The 14249-nt window shown below is 63.7% G+C and carries 13 protein-coding genes; 5 read left to right on the top strand and 8 right to left on the bottom strand.

The window, feature by feature from the left end; translation table 11 throughout:
• The first annotated feature begins 103 nt into the window (after positions 1–103).
• Complete coding sequence (locus tag ABID58_RS05495; protein WP_187434943.1) at positions 104–733, top strand: DUF2147 domain-containing protein; 630 nt, start codon at positions 104–106, stop codon at positions 731–733.
• On the opposite strand, the gene hpnN is transcribed toward ABID58_RS05495, so the two are convergent.
• On the bottom strand, positions 701–3289 hold the full coding sequence (gene hpnN, locus ABID58_RS05490) for a hopanoid transporter HpnN (RefSeq protein ID WP_354031850.1): 2589 nt from the start codon (positions 3287–3289) through the stop codon (positions 701–703). The two genes, ABID58_RS05495 and hpnN, sit on opposite strands and share 33 nt — an antisense overlap.
• Positions 3290–3749: 460 nt before the next feature.
• On the opposite strand from hpnN, the gene ispH reads away from it, so the two are divergent.
• The 4 genes from ispH (at position 3750) to ABID58_RS05470 (ending at position 7360) form a co-directional block, all read left to right on the top strand.
• Positions 3750–4676: a 4-hydroxy-3-methylbut-2-enyl diphosphate reductase gene (gene ispH, locus ABID58_RS05485; RefSeq protein WP_354032174.1), complete on the top strand. Its 927-nt coding sequence runs from the start codon at positions 3750–3752 to the stop codon at positions 4674–4676.
• Between the two features lie 35 nt (positions 4677–4711).
• Positions 4712–5872, top strand: a complete 1161-nt coding sequence (gene hpnH, locus ABID58_RS05480; RefSeq protein WP_354031849.1) for an adenosyl-hopene transferase HpnH — start codon at positions 4712–4714, stop codon at positions 5870–5872.
• Positions 5873–6231: 359 nt separating this feature from the next.
• Positions 6232–6837 (top strand): protoglobin domain-containing protein, encoded by a 606-nt coding sequence (locus tag ABID58_RS05475; protein WP_354031848.1) that lies wholly within the window; start codon positions 6232–6234, stop codon positions 6835–6837.
• A gap of 64 nt (positions 6838–6901) precedes the next feature.
• Positions 6902–7360, top strand: coding sequence for a nuclear transport factor 2 family protein (locus ABID58_RS05470; RefSeq protein ID WP_354031847.1), 459 nt, complete (start codon positions 6902–6904; stop codon positions 7358–7360).
• Between the two features lie 105 nt (positions 7361–7465).
• Here the strand turns inward: ABID58_RS05470 and ABID58_RS05465 are convergent, their stop codons facing one another.
• The 7 genes from ABID58_RS05465 to hpnC form a co-directional block, all read right to left on the bottom strand.
• Positions 7466–7867 carry a type II toxin-antitoxin system VapC family toxin gene (locus ABID58_RS05465; protein ID WP_354031846.1) on the bottom strand — a complete coding sequence of 134 codons (402 nt, stop codon included), beginning with the start codon at positions 7865–7867 and terminating at the stop codon, positions 7466–7468.
• The gene (locus ABID58_RS05460; protein WP_148752088.1) at positions 7854–8129 is read right to left on the bottom strand and encodes an AbrB/MazE/SpoVT family DNA-binding domain-containing protein; all 276 of its coding nucleotides are present in this window, start codon (positions 8127–8129) and stop codon (positions 7854–7856) included. Before ABID58_RS05460 ends, ABID58_RS05465 begins: the two co-directional genes overlap by 14 nt.
• Before the next feature lie 198 nt (positions 8130–8327).
• Positions 8328–9077, bottom strand: a complete 750-nt coding sequence (locus ABID58_RS05455) for a phosphorylase (RefSeq protein WP_354031845.1) — start codon at positions 9075–9077, stop codon at positions 8328–8330.
• Positions 9074–11041 (bottom strand): squalene--hopene cyclase, encoded by a 1968-nt coding sequence (gene shc, locus ABID58_RS05450; RefSeq protein WP_354031844.1) that lies wholly within the window; start codon positions 11039–11041, stop codon positions 9074–9076. Before shc ends, ABID58_RS05455 begins: the two co-directional genes overlap by 4 nt.
• Before the next feature lie 63 nt (positions 11042–11104).
• Complete coding sequence (gene hpnE, locus ABID58_RS05445) at positions 11105–12361, bottom strand: hydroxysqualene dehydroxylase HpnE (protein ID WP_354031843.1); 1257 nt, start codon at positions 12359–12361, stop codon at positions 11105–11107.
• The gene (gene hpnD, locus ABID58_RS05440; RefSeq protein WP_354031842.1) at positions 12361–13200 is read right to left on the bottom strand and encodes a presqualene diphosphate synthase HpnD; all 840 of its coding nucleotides are present in this window, start codon (positions 13198–13200) and stop codon (positions 12361–12363) included. The genes hpnE and hpnD overlap by 1 nt, the downstream gene beginning before the upstream one ends.
• Positions 13190–14086 (bottom strand): squalene synthase HpnC, encoded by an 897-nt coding sequence (hpnC, locus tag ABID58_RS05435; protein ID WP_354031841.1) that lies wholly within the window; start codon positions 14084–14086, stop codon positions 13190–13192. The genes hpnD and hpnC overlap by 11 nt, the downstream gene beginning before the upstream one ends.
• Between the last annotated feature and the right edge of the window lie 163 nt (positions 14087–14249).

Here is a 14249-nt window from a genome sequence, read left to right as displayed (position 1 = left end):
AAACGGTCAGCAAACGGAAAAGGGTCTGTGCGGCCTTTTGCCCTTTTTCGGACCATCTTCGCAAGCACAGCTTTAGACCATGTTGCACTGCCAAGGAACACTCATGCGTTTGGCCCTTTACACCGGAATAATACTGGCAGGCGGTTACGCCGGCCTGACACCGGCGCTCGCCGCCGATCCCACCGGCGACTGGCGGGTCGCCGACGGGGTCGCCAATATCCGCGTCGCCCAATGCAACGGCAGCATGTGGGGCGCGGTTTCCTGGGAAAAGCAGCCCGGAGGCCGCGACGAGAACAACCCGGATGTCTCAAAAAAGAACAGGCCGACGCTGGGCATGGCGACCCTGATCGACATGAAGAAGACGGCCGGTGCCGAGCAGTGGGAAGGTCAGGTCTACAACGCCAAGGATGGTCAGATGTATAGTGCGACCATCACGCCTGTCGGCACCGATCAGCTCGAGATCAAGGGCTGCGTGCTCGGCTTCCTGTGCGGCGGCGAGACCTGGACCCGCGTCGGTCCGCCGATTCCCTTGAGCACCGCCAGCGCCACGGCAAAGGGTGCGCCCAAGACGACAGGTGCGGCGCCCAAGGCAGCAGCGCCGGGTGCCGCGGCACCTGCGCCGACGGCGGCGGCTCCGAAGAGCGTCACCGCGGCCAAGCCCGGTCAGAAAGGTGCCGCCGATCCAGTCGGCGACATCTGCCTACTCCCGGAGATTGCGGGGTTTGCCCATTAGGGCCGGCTGAAACAGCAGCACTGCGGCAAGCGTCGTCACCAGAGAAAGTGCGAGCAGCTTGCCCATGCTGGATGTGCCCGGATGGCTCGACAGCCACAGGCTGCCGAACGCGGTCGCCGTCGTCAGTGCGCTGAAAAAGATCGCACGCGTCAGGCTGGTCTGAAGCAGGTTTGTCCTGCCGGACCGCCACGCCACGACATAATAGATCTTGAACGCGACGCCCACGCCGAGCAGCAGCGGGAACGCGACGATGTTGGCGAAGTTGAGCGGCAGGCCGATCAGCACGCAGATCTCAAGCGTCACCGCGCCGGCGACCAGAAGCGGCACCAGCGTCATCAGCACGTCGACGATCCGGCGCAACGTGATCCACAGCAACAGGCCGATCACAAGCAACGCATAGATGCCGGCATGGATGAATGCATTCACCACGGTGTCGCCGGACTTCAGGATCGAGACCGGGCCGCCGATTGCGGTCGGCTCGGCCTCGAGCACCGCTGCCGCAAACTTGCGCAGCGTATCGTTGTCGTTGGGATCGCCCTTCGGCTGAGCTTCGACCCGGATGATTCCGTCCTTGCTCTTCCAGGCGTTCACGAGATCGGGCGGCAGTGATTTCAGGGTGACCGGTTCGGCCTGCATCGCGTTCCTGAGCTGGTCGAACACGATCTTCATCGGCGTGACGAACACGTCCTGCGCCTTGTTGCGGGTCGCCTCGTCCGAATTGGCGAGCTTCTCGAGCGCGTCCGCGAGCCGACGCGAGGCGACTGCGCCCGGGCCCTTGGCGTCACCGGCGGTGCGGCGCAGATTGTCGACCGAGGATTTCAACGAATCGACGTTCTCCTGATCCGACGGCGCCGGGTCGATCTGGTCGGGGTTGAGCGCGGGGTTCAGCACCTTGGCGCCCTGCGCGATCAGCTTCAGCTTCGGCTGCTGGTCCTCCGGCACGAAGCTGTCGAGCGACATCACGCGCAACACCTCCGGCACCTTCTCCAGCTTCGCTTCAACCTGCTTGGCCTGCTCCTCCGACCTGGTCATCACGTTGATGGCATTGGCGCCGGTGTTGGGATCCTTGCGCAGATCGAGGAACGTCGCGATCGACTGGGCCTTCGGGTTGCGCAGGTTCATCGGGTTGAAGTCGAACTTCAGGAAATAGAGCAGCGGCAGGCCGGCCACCGCCAGCAGCAGCGTGCCACCCACGACCAGCACCCGGTGCTTCTCGAGGAAGTAATCGAGCGGCGCCAGGAAGGCATAGCCGACCGGCTCCCTCTCGCCCGGCGGGTTCAGCAGCTTCAGCATCGCGGGCAGTACCGTGATGCTGGAGAGGAACGCCACCAGCATGCCGACGCCGGCGATCTGGCCGAGCTCGGAAATGCCTTTGTAGTCGGTCGGCAGGAAACAGAGGAAGCCGGCGGCCGTCGCCATCGCCGCCAGCGACAGCGGCACCGCGGAGCGCTTGGCGGCAAGCACCAGGGCATTGGAGAGATCGTCGTGCTTATAGCGCTCCGAGCGGTAGCGGACGCTGTACTGAATACCGAAGTCGACGCCCAGTCCCACGAACAGCACGGCGAACGCGATCGATAGCAGGTTGAACGAGCCGACCATCATCAGGCCGCCAGCGGTCGTCAGCGCAAGGCCGACGAACAGATTGACGAACACTGCGAAGATGATCTTCGAGGAATGCAGCGCGAGCCAGAGGATCAGGAGCACGACGACGACGGTGCCGACGCCGTTGACGACAGCACCTTCCTGGACGGTGGCGTATTCCTCGTTGGCGATCGGGACTGGACCGGTCAGCCGCACCCGCGCCTGATATTTGGTCGCAAAATCGAGATCGAGCGCGGCCTTGCGGATCGCGTCGGTCGCGCCCTTGCCGGGCTCCAGCGCATTGTAGTCGAGGACCGGCTTGAACTCGATGAAGGCACGCTTGTCCGAATCCGACAGCGGCTGATCGCTGACGAGCTCGCGCCAGGAGAAGCTCGCATTGCCCTTGTTGAGCACGGTCTCGACCGTCTGCGCGATCTGGTTGAACGGCCGCTCGGTGCTGTCGAGCTTGACCTGGCCGCGCTTGACGCCGGCGAGCCCGGTCTCCAGCGCGCCGGTCAGTCCGCGAATCGACGGATCGCCGGCCATGATCTCGATCAGGGGCGCTGCGGATTCGAACTGGCCGGTGATCTTGCCGACTTCCTCGGTCGGCAGGAACAACAGGCCGTTCTTCTCGAAGAACTCACCGGTACCGAGCTGCTGGATCGACTGGAATTCGGTCTTGTTGTCCTTCAGCTTGGCAAACAGCGCGTCCGCGGCTGCGGTCGCCATCTCCGGCGTCCTGGCCTCGACGACTGCGAGAATCGTCGCGTCGCGGTCGAAAGCGCGGTCGAACTGCTGGTCGCGCTGGCGCCAGTCCAGATTCTGGGCAATCAGCGAATTGATGTCGGTGTTGATGGCGAAGTGCCGGGACGCGTAATAGCCCGCCCCCACTGCCAACAGGAGCCCGACAACGACGACGAGGGAGGCAAACCGGGTACAGGCCCTGACGATGGCAACGACTACGCTCTGCAGCACTTCTTTTCTTTCTAGTGTTAACAGCCTGCCGGAAACGCCCGCTGTTTATCGGAGTTCCCACGCGAAACCTATTGCTGTTTGAGTGGCTCTCGCGGGAACCAGGTTCGAAGTAAACTGCGGGAGACCATGGCAAAACCATGCGGAGCGGCCGGTATAGCCGTCGAGTTGAGGCGGTAAAGTGACGAAGGGGTGAGCACAAATCTCGCAGTCTTGCTCACGCGAAATGAAGTATTATAGTACCTCGAATTGGCCTAACGGGGAACCCTTAGACTCGTTCCGTCTTTCCTTAATGCCGATTTTTTGACACAAAGCGCTGTGCCTGCATGCGCCTGGGCAGAGATGGGGTGGGCGGTTACCGCGGTCGCGACACCAATGGTGCGGATATTGCAGCATTGGCCCGTATCGGGGTGCCGCCTGGGACAATTGAGCGGATTGGTGCAACTTGCGTGATGGGCGTCCAATGGAAGTTTATCTAGCGCAGCCGCGCGGCTTTTGCGCGGGTGTGGTGCGCGCGATCGAGATCGTGGAGCGGGCCCTGGAGAAATACGGCCCGCCGGTCTACGTGCGCCATGAGATCGTGCACAACAAATACGTCGTCGAGAGCCTGAAGAACAAAGGCGCGATCTTCGTCGAGGAATTGTCCGAAGTTCCACCGAAGGCTGTTACCGTCTTCAGTGCCCATGGCGTCGCCCGCAGCGTCGAGGAAGAGGCCGCCGCGCGCGACCTTCCGGTGTTGAACGCCACCTGCCCCCTGGTCACGAAAGTTCACAACCAGGGGAAGCGCTACATCACCAGGGGTCGCACCCTGATCCTGATCGGCCACGCCGGCCACCCCGAGGTCGAGGGCACGATGGGCCAGGTTGCCGGCCCCGTTCTGCTGGTCCAGAGCGTTGAAGAGGCCAGGGCCCTGGCGCTGCCGGCGGATACGCCAGTGGCCTACATCACCCAGACAACGCTATCGGTCGACGACACCAAGGACATTATCGGGGCCCTTCAGGCCCGATTTACAGATATTCAAGGCCCCGACATCCGGGATATCTGCTATGCGACACAGAACCGCCAATCTGCGGTAAGGGAATTGGGCAAACTGGTTGACGTGATCTTGGTGGTGGGCGCTGCCAATAGCTCGAACTCGAACAGGCTCCGCGAAATCGGCACCGAAGCCGGCGTCGCGAGTTATCTGATCGCCGATGGCCGCGAGCTCAATCCGGAGTGGTTGAAGGGTGCCAGAACCGTCGGCCTCACGGCCGGCGCCTCGGCGCCTGAGGTGCTGGTGGATGACGTGATCGAAGCGCTGCGGCGGATCGGACCGGTGACGGTCTCGGTGCTCCCGGGCCGCGAGGAAAACATCGAATTCAGGCTTCCGGCCCAACTGGCTGCAAGCTGACCTATCCGAATTTCAAGCCCAGAAAGAAACTTGTAATGGCAATCCCCTTCTTCAAGGAAATGCGTATCGGCGGCTATTTGCTCAAGCAGAAACTGCTTGGCCGCAAACGCTATCCGCTCGTGCTGATGCTGGAGCCGCTGTTCCGCTGCAACCTCGCCTGCGTCGGCTGCGGCAAGATCGACTATCCGGATGCGATCCTCAACCGCCGCATGACCGCACAGGAGTGCTGGGACGCGGCCGACGAGTGCGGCGCGCCGATGGTGGCGATCCCCGGCGGCGAGCCGCTGATCCACAAGGAGATCGGCGAGATCGTGCGCGGCCTCGTCGCCCGCAAGAAGTTCGTCTCGCTCTGCACCAACGCGCTGCTGCTCGAGAAGAAGCTCGACCTGTTCGAGCCCTCGCCCTATTTGTTCTTCTCCGTGCATCTCGACGGCCTGAAGGAGCACCACGACAAGGCCGTGTCGCAGCAGGGCGTGTTCGACCGCGCCGTCTCCGCGATCAAGGCGGCGAAGGCGCGCGGCTTCACCGTCAACGTCAACGCCACCATCTTCGACGGCCATCCGGCCGAGGAGATCGCGAAGTTCCTCGACCTCACCGTCGAGCTCGGCGTCGGCGTCTCGATGTCGCCGGGCTACGCCTATGAGCGCGCGCCGGACCAGGCGCACTTCCTCAACCGCACCAAGACCAAGAAGCTGTTCCGCGACGTCTTTGCGATGGGCAAGGGCAAGAAGTGGAACTTCATGCATTCCGGCCTGTTCCTCGACTTCCTCGCCGGCAACCAGGAATACGAGTGCACGCCGTGGGGCATGCCCGCGCGCAACATTTTTGGTTGGCAGAAGCCCTGCTACCTGCTCGGCGAAGGCTACGCAAAAACCTTCAAGGAGCTGATGGACACCACCGACTGGGAGACCTACGGCACCGGCAAGTACGAGAAGTGCGCCGACTGTATGGCCCATTGCGGCTACGAGCCGACGGCAGCGACCGCCGCTCTCAACAACCCGATCAAGGCGATGTGGGTGTCGCTGCGCGGCATCAGGACCACGGGCCCGATGGCGCCGGAGATCGACATGTCGAACCAGCGCCCGGCGCAGTACATTTTCTCGGAGCAGGTCCAGAAGAAGCTCTCCGAGATCCGCAAGGACGAGGCCGCCGCGGCGCAGGAGAAGGCCGCACGGAAGGCTTCGACTGCGGCGTAAGCGCGCTGGGCTGCACTGAACAGAAAAGGCCCGATCGCCAATGGCGATCGGGCCTTTTGCTTTGTTCAGCTCAAGCACTTGGCACGACCAGAAAGCCGCGCCGCCTCTGCAACTATGTCTTTGGGCGTGCGTTTCGCTCTGCAATGGAGCGTCGATGCTTCAGAAAGGTGCTGTTCGGGACCCTCGCCCCTCAACCGCGACTTTAAGCTCGGCCGCGGCACCTACCTGATGCATCTCGAGGAGACGCGTTACGCGCTCTACAGCCAAAGTATCGCGTTCCTCGCCTCCGAAACTCCGGCGTACCCGGCTGGCACAATCGCTCACCCATCAAAGCAGGAGCAAGCAAGGAGTTACACACAATGGATGAGGTGAAAGAGAAACAGAAGATCCCTGGATACGACTACGGAACTGACAAGGTCGCCAAATCGCCGATCACATTGGAGGAATGGGAGGAGTTAAAGAAATCGGCGCTCTTTTCCGAGGAAGATGTCGTCTACCTCCGAATGTCGGAGGAGATACTTGCCAATCAGGTTGATGATTTGCTGAAGGTTTGGCGGGGTGTCATTTTTGATCACCCTCATCTGCGCGCCTACGACGAAGATCCCAAGACGCATAAGGTCGATACCGAATATGCAGGCGCCGTCGCAAAGCGATTCGGGCGGTGGGTGACCGATACGGCCCGTGCCAAATACGATCAGGCCTGGCTCGATTACCAATACGAGATTGGGCTGCGGCACCATCGGACAAAGAAGAACAAGACGGACCACGGGCACACGCTTGGCCACATTCGTGCACGTGATCTACTGGCATTTTGTTCCACCATCGTCGTGCCGATGCGGCCGTTTCTCGCCAAGCGCGGCCATCCACCGGACATTGTCAACCGAATGTACGATGCGTGGTGGAAGTCGGTGATCCTTCAGGCGACGCTTTGGGTGCAACCATATATCCGGGAAGGCGACTTCTGATCGGCAAGCAGATCGAAATCCACTCCACAATGCGGGGGCGTGGTCAGCTAGACGGAGTGACGCAATGGACGAGAAGACACTGCCGAGGAACCTCGTTACCGCCGGGTCGACGCCGGTCGAACGGATGTACTTTGCCTGGAACGATGCGCTGTCGCATAACGATGCGGACGGATTGCTCGCGCTCTATGCCGATGACGCCTGGTTCGAAAGCCCGCTCGTGCCGCACCTTCTGGGCATCGACCGGGGTTATCTTCACGGGCGCAAGGAAATCCGGCCGCTGTTCGACATTCTCGCGATCCGCAAGCCGCCTGTACGCCAATATTTTCGGACTGGCTATCTCACCGACGGCAAGCGCCTGATTTGGGAATACCCGCGCGATGCCGGCAAGGGCGAGCAAATGGACTTCGTCGAGGCGATGGATCTCAACGACGATGGTCTCATTCAGCGCCATTGTGTGTACTGGGGTTGGTTCGGCTTCCGCGTCCTCCAGCGCAATGAATATCACAGCGGCCCCGGTGCATGAGAGTTGTACGGGACAAAGGCGAGAGCGGTAATCGACACGAGATGGGTTTCGCAAGGGCGCAATCCATCCTGCGGGCTGAGACCGTTTCAGTGCCGTCGCGTAGTTTCACCGCGATGACCGTGCTTCGCGCACTCCCTCATGGCCGGCCGCTTTCGCGGCCCTGACGAGCTTGCGATCGAAGGTGACGAAGCTCTCGCAATGTCCGGATCTTGTCAGATGCAGAGCATCCGCGAAATCCATTCCCTTCCCGGCAAGGTCGAGCGCCGCCGCAACCATCGGGCCGTCCTCGACTGTGACAGTCGGAAGCCCCGAGAAGAGGCGAAGCGCGCGCACGACGTCCGCGGCCTGATACTCGTACGCGCTTCGAAGCACCCATTCGACTTCGAGGAGCACCGTGATAGCGGCGAAGACTTTCTCGCCGTCGATCAAGGCGCGGGCAAGTGCGGATTGCGTGGCGTGGTCCCCGGTCAGGTAGCGGACGATCAGGTTGGTATCAATCGCGATCATGCCGCCGCCTGGCTTCGGCAAGCACGCTTTCGTCCATCTCTTCCAGTGTTTTCGGCTTGCCGCGGTGGGCCAAGACGCCGAATACGTCCTCCGGCCGTGTCTCGGCAAAGGCCGGGGCCGGCTTCAATAGCACGCCCTCCGGGGTGTCCTCGACCGTGAGCCGCGTTCCCGCCTTCCATTCCCGCCGCTGGCGAATGGCGCTGGGCAGGATGACCTGTCCCTTGGTGGAAACGGTGGTGGTGAGCTTTTCCGCGCCGGCCATTGGCCTGACCTTCTTGATGTAAGACGAACGTAAGATAGGCGTAGGCGGGCTCACATTCAAGCCGTTCGGTGGCGGCGGTGCCGAGACCTCATTGAGTGATTGCGACCTCACCTGTGATGACGATTGCGGCAGCTCAAATAAAAAGCCCGATCGCCAATCGCGACCGGGCTCTTTCTCTTGTCAGCTCGAAGCACCCGCTCAGACCGTCTCTGCCACCAACGCCTCGCTGTCGACGAGCTCCGTGCCGATCAGGAAGTCGCGGCAGCCGCGCAACGAGCGCAGCGCGCGGTTGAAGTCGATGCCGGTCGAGACCAGCGCATGCAGCGTTGCCGGATTTCGCACGATGCCGCGCAGGACCGCGGCGAGGTCGATCTGGCCGTTCGGCTTGATCGCAGCGCGGGCGAGCGCCGGCAGCGCGCGGTGGGCGGGATCGCTGATGACGCGGACCGCGGCGAACGGCAAGCCGGCCTCGGCGGCGTAGGCGGCCGCGATGTGGCTTTCCATGTCGACGGCGGAGGCGCCGGTCACGGAATGCAGCGCCGCCTTGCACGAGCTGCCCGTGACCACTTCCTCGGCGCCGGCAAGGGAACCGCGCACGACGCGGCGGCGGCCGGAGGTCAGCTTGTCGATGAGGTCGTCGCTGAGCGAAAGGCCCGCGGCCCAGCGGGTATCGCCCGAGAGCACCTCGGTCGCCACCACGACGTCGCCGGAGCGCAGCGTCGGGTCGAGCCCGCCGGCCACGCCGAACGAGATCACGCCACGAATCGTTTCGGGATCCACCACCGTCAGAAGCGCCCGCAATTGCGTCGGGCTGCTGGACGAGCAAATGACCGCCATTCCGGGCCCGGCAGCAATGCGGGCCTCCTGAACCAGACCGGTCACGATCAGTATCGGTCGCGGGTCAACGGCTTGACCCGCGGTAACATAGTCCCCCGTCCCCAAAGTCACATTCCGACCCCTACCACCCTGCTGTTGGTGTTCCGCAAGTTCCGATACCGCGCGAGCGCCCACAGCGGGAAGAACTTAGGGTAACCATGGTACCGCAGATAGAACACGCGGGGGAAGCCTGTGGCGGTGTAACGGCTCTCGTCCCACAGTCCTTTTTCGTTCTGTGTTGCAATCAGGTACTCCACCCCGCGGGCGACGGCCGGGTGATCAACCTCGCCAGCCGCCATCAGGGCAAGCAAGGCCCATGCCGTTTGCGAGGCGGTCGACGGGGCGGGTTCCCAGCCCTTGTAGTCCAACCGGTAGCTGACGGCGTCCTCGCCCCAGCCGCCGTCCTCGTTCTGGATCGAGGCCAGCCAGCCGGCCGCCTTGCGCATCATGGGATCGGTGTGGGAAATTCCGGCCATATTGAGGGCGCATAGCACCGACCAGGTTCCGTAGATGAAGTTCATGCCCCAGCGGCCGTACCAGGACCCTTCCCGGTGCTGGGTCTTCCTGAGGTAGGCCACGCCGTCGGCGACGTGCTTGCTGGTCTTCGCGGTCTCGCCAAGCTGGGCCAGCATCGAGATGCAGCGCGCGGTGACGTCCTCGGTCGGCGGATCGAGCAGCGCGCCGTGGTCCGAGAACGGGATGTTGTTCAGGTAATATTCGAGGTTGTCGACGTCGAAGGCCGCCCAGCCGCCGTCGTCGCTCTGCATGCCCTCGATCCACTCCCGGCCGCGGTCGATCGCCGCGTCATAGCCGGTCGCACCGTGTTCCCGGCGCATGCGATCCATCGACATCACCACCACGGCGGTGTCGTCGAGATCGGGGTAATGGGCATTGTTGTACTGGAACGCCCAGCCGCCCGGACGCACGCCGGGCCGTTTCACCGCCCAGTCGCCCTTCACCTCGAGCTCCTGCTTCGGGATCAGCCAGTCGAGGCCCTGCTTCGCAGCAGGCACCGCCTTGTCACCGCCGGCCTCAAGCAGCGCATGCGCGGTCAGGGTCGTGTCCCACACCGGCGAGACGCAGGGCTGGCAGTAGGCCTCCTCGCCCTTGATCACGAGCAGCTTGTCGATGCCCCGGCGCGTGATCGCACGCGGCGGAAAATTCTCGTCCTTGCCGAGCGCGTCATACATCATGACGATGTTGGCCATTGGCGGATAGATCGCGCCCATGCCGTCCTCGCCGTTGAGCCGCTCCTCGGTGAAAGCGAGCGCGGCATCGATCGCGCGCTGGCGCAGGCGATTCGGAAACATCGGCTCGACGACACGCAGGATCGCGTCGAGCGCGCGGAACAGCAGGAACCAGGCCATGCTTTGATGCGGCGCCTTGGCGGTCATGCCGATCGAGCGCGGATCCTGCAAGAACAGCTCGTCGATGCCGACGCCCTTCGGATTCTTCGCGCGCGGCTTCAGCGCGGCGATGACCATCAGCGGCACCATGGTGGTGCGCGCCCAGTAGGAGATCTTGTTGAGGTGGAACGGCGACCAGAACGGCAGTAGCACGATCTCGATCGGCAGCACCGGCACCGCGCGCCAGCCCACCACGCCGAACGTCGCGAGCAGGAAGCGGGTGAAGACGTTGCTGTTGATCGCGCCACCGCGTGCGTGGATCGCCTCGCGCGCACGCACCATGTGCGGGCTGTCTGTGGAATCGCCGATCATCTTGAGCGCGAAGTAGGCCTTCACGCTGGCGCTCATGTCGAACTCGCCGTCATGCACCAGCGGCCAGCCGCCATGGGCGCCCTGGACGCGGCGCAGATAGTTGCCGATCTTGGCCTCGAGCACGGTGTCGACGGGCTCTGCGAGGTAATGGCGCAGCAGGATGTATTCGGCCGGGATCGTGCAGTCGGCCTCGAGCTCGAACACCCAATGGCCGTCGGATTGCTGCAAGCCGAGAACGCCTTGCGTGGCTGACGCAATGCTCGATTCCAGGGTGCTCGATTCCAAAGCTTCGCGGCTGGTCGCGTTCACCGAATCCATGTCGCTCGATTGCTCCGATAGTCGATTGAAAGTGACGGGGACATTGCCCGTCAGGGCCGCTTTTCAGGATCCTTTGGCGGCCCAAACCAGATCGGCGGCGCGATCGCCGGACCTGACCGATCCCTCGATCGTTGCTGGCAATCCCGTAGCAGTCCAGTCGCCGGCAAGGAACAGGTTTTTCAGTGCGGTGACCGGCCCCGGACGCAGGGCATTCTGCGCCGGCGTGGCCGCAAATGTGGCACGACGCTCGCGTACGATCTGCCAAGGAGGCAATTCGCCGGAGACGCCGCCGGCCTCGCAGACGTCGTTCCAGATCACCTGCGCGAGTTCCTCGCGCGGCATGTCGACGAGACGGTCGCCGTTGCTGATGGTCACCGAGAGCCGATTCGGGAACGCGAACAGCCATTCCACAACGCCGCCGATCACACCCAGGATTGGCGCCGAACCCGGAGGCGGCTCAATGCGGAAATGCGCGTTGACGATGGCGCGGAATTCGGTCGGCGTCTTCAGGCCGGGCAGCAGGCTCGCAGCGGAGCGCGGCGGCACCGCCATTATGATGACATCACCGACGCCAAGCTGGATCACGTCCTCACCGCCAAAATTGAGCGCGGTCACCTTGCCGTCATTGCTGACGAAGGACCGCAACTCATGGCCGAGCTGAACGGAGTGACCGCGCTCGGTCAAAAACGTCACGGCAGGCTCGATCAGCACGGCGCTGAGGCCGTCGCGCGCGATCAGCGGACGACAGGCCTGCCCGCCCGCGAGCAGCGTCTCGCGCACGATTGCGCCGGCAAGCCCCGCCGAACCCTCGGGGGGATCGACATTGAGCGCCGCGAGCAGCAGCGGCTGCACCAGGCGCTGATAGAGAATGCCTTCGCAGGGAATGGATTTACCGACCAGCGTCGCTTCCGACGCCCAGATCAGCGGCGCCAGCTTGAGGTAGTCGGTCAGACCGGTGTCGGGAACGCGGCGGCCCTCGTCGAGCACCCAGGTCGGCAGCCGGCCGGAACCGAGATCGATCTGCCAGCGCTGCCCGGTCTTGATATCGACGAAGGGAAACTGCGCGGTTTCAGGGCCGACCAGGCCTGCCTCGGTGCCGATCGAGCGCGCATAGGCGCGCGCGTGGCTGTTGCCCGACAGCAGCAGATGATTGCCGTTGTCGATGGTGAGATTGGTGGCGCCGTCGAAATAGGAGCGGCAGCGGCCGCCGGCCTGCTGCGTCGCCTCGTGCACGGCGACCTTGAAGCCGGCATTGGCGAGCCGCACGGCGGCGGAGAGGCCGGAAATTCCGGCGCCGATGATGTGAGCTGTGTTTTGCATCAGATGAAAGCGTAGCGGAACAGGATCGCGAAGCGTGTGACCTTCGACACACGCACCGGCTCGCGCGGTGCGTCGAAGCCGCGCGCGATCAGGAGGTCCAGAATGGCGTGATAGTACTTCGACATGATCCGCGGCGCGCGCACCGCGCGGCGCTTGTTGCGGCTCATGATCTCGTCCGATTTCTCGAAATGCATCTTCGCGCGCTGCGTCAGCGGCAGGCAGACTTTCGGCAGAGCGCGCTCGGCGATCACACGGTCCGGATCGTTGGACGTGATGCCGGCATGCAGCAGCGCCTCGCGCGGCAGGTAGAGCCGGCCGAGGCCTGCGTCCTCGTCGATGTCGCGCAGGATGTTGGTGAGCTGCAGCGCGCGGCCGAGGTGATGGGCGAGCAGGATGCCGTCCTCTTCCGGCAGGCCGAACACCCGCACCGACAGCCGCCCGACGGCGCTGGCAACGCGATCGCAGTAGAGATCGAGCGTCGCCATGTCGGGGGCACGGATGTCCTGCGGCACGTCCATCTCCATGCCGTCGACAATGGCGAGGAAATCCTCACGCTTCAGCCCGAAGGTCTTCACCGAGGCGGCGTAGTCCTTCAGCCGGGGCGGCGGATTGCCCTGGTAGAGCGCGTCGATGTCGTTGCGCCATTCCTGGAGCGCGGCGAGCCGCTCGTCGCGCGGGCCGTCGGAATCGGCGATGTCGTCGACCTGGCGACAAAAGCTGTAGATCTGGAACATCGCCTCGCGCTGGTCGCGCGGCAGGATGCGCATCGCGGCATAGAAGGAGCTGCCGGATGCGGTCGAGCCATAACTGGCGCCGGGCGTGGTCGCCTCAAGCGTCATGGGCAGTCCCAGGTCTGGAGATGGCCTTGCGGCCGATCGCGCGGCGGCCGATTTCGCCGATCATGCCGGCGAGGCTGAAGGTGAGCAGCTCAAGCTTGTTCAGATGCACGCGTTCGCGCAGGGGATCGCGCACCTTCAAGAGGCGCACGATGCGGTCCGCATAGGCCTGGATCACCGCGACGTCGACGCCGAGCCGGACATCCCTGATCTCCGCGCTCAGCGACCTGCCCTCGTTGAGCAGCGCTTCGTTGCGCACGGCGAGCCCCTGGAGGCAGGCCAGCATCGCCGGCGGCGACCGCGCAAGTCCAAGCTGCTCGACCGCGGCGCCGCTTGCGGCCAGTGCATCGCGCGGCAGATAGACGCGATTGAGCTCGCGGAAATCCTTGCCGCAATCCTGGAGGTGGTTGTTGATCTGAAGGCCCGCGCAGAGCGCATCCGACGCGGCCCAGGTCGAGGTGCTCTCGCCATGGACGTCGAGCATGAAGCGGCCGACCGGCATCGCCGAATAGCGGCAATAGTGGATGACCTCGTCCCAGTTCTCGTAGCGCAGTTTTGTCACGTCCATGCGGAACGCGATGAGCACGTCCAGCGCGTGGCGCGGTGCCATGCCCCGCTCGGCCAGCGCGCGCCGCAGCGCGACGGCTTCAGCCTGGGTGTCGCCCTTGGTCTCGTCCTTGCCGAGCAGTTCCGCCTCGAGCAGGTCGAGATAGCGAAGCTTTTCGTCCGCCGGCAGGGTCGCGTGGTCGGCGATGTCGTCGGCCGTGCGGACGAAATTGTAATACGCCAGGATCAGCGCGCGATGACGCGGATGAATGATCCAGGACGCGACGGGAAAATTCTCGTCGCGGTCACCCTTACCGGATCGCAATTCGCTCGCAGAGGTCATCGAGGGCTGATCAACAATCGTTTGGACAGGAAAGGCTTTTGCGCTCGCGCAGGCTCATGCCGGCGACGCCGCCGCGGCCCCCATATAGGGGAATACGGCCGCAAAACCAATCCTGTCTCTCGATGGCAGCCCTGCGGATCCGGCGTGAAAAAGGCGGCCCCAC

This window comes from Bradyrhizobium sp. S3.2.6 (assembly GCF_040546885.1).
In the GTDB taxonomy this organism is placed as follows: domain Bacteria; phylum Pseudomonadota; class Alphaproteobacteria; order Rhizobiales; family Xanthobacteraceae; genus Bradyrhizobium; species Bradyrhizobium cytisi.
Note: the sequence above shows the minus strand (reverse complement) of the source record. Positions and strands in the feature narration are given on the sequence as shown.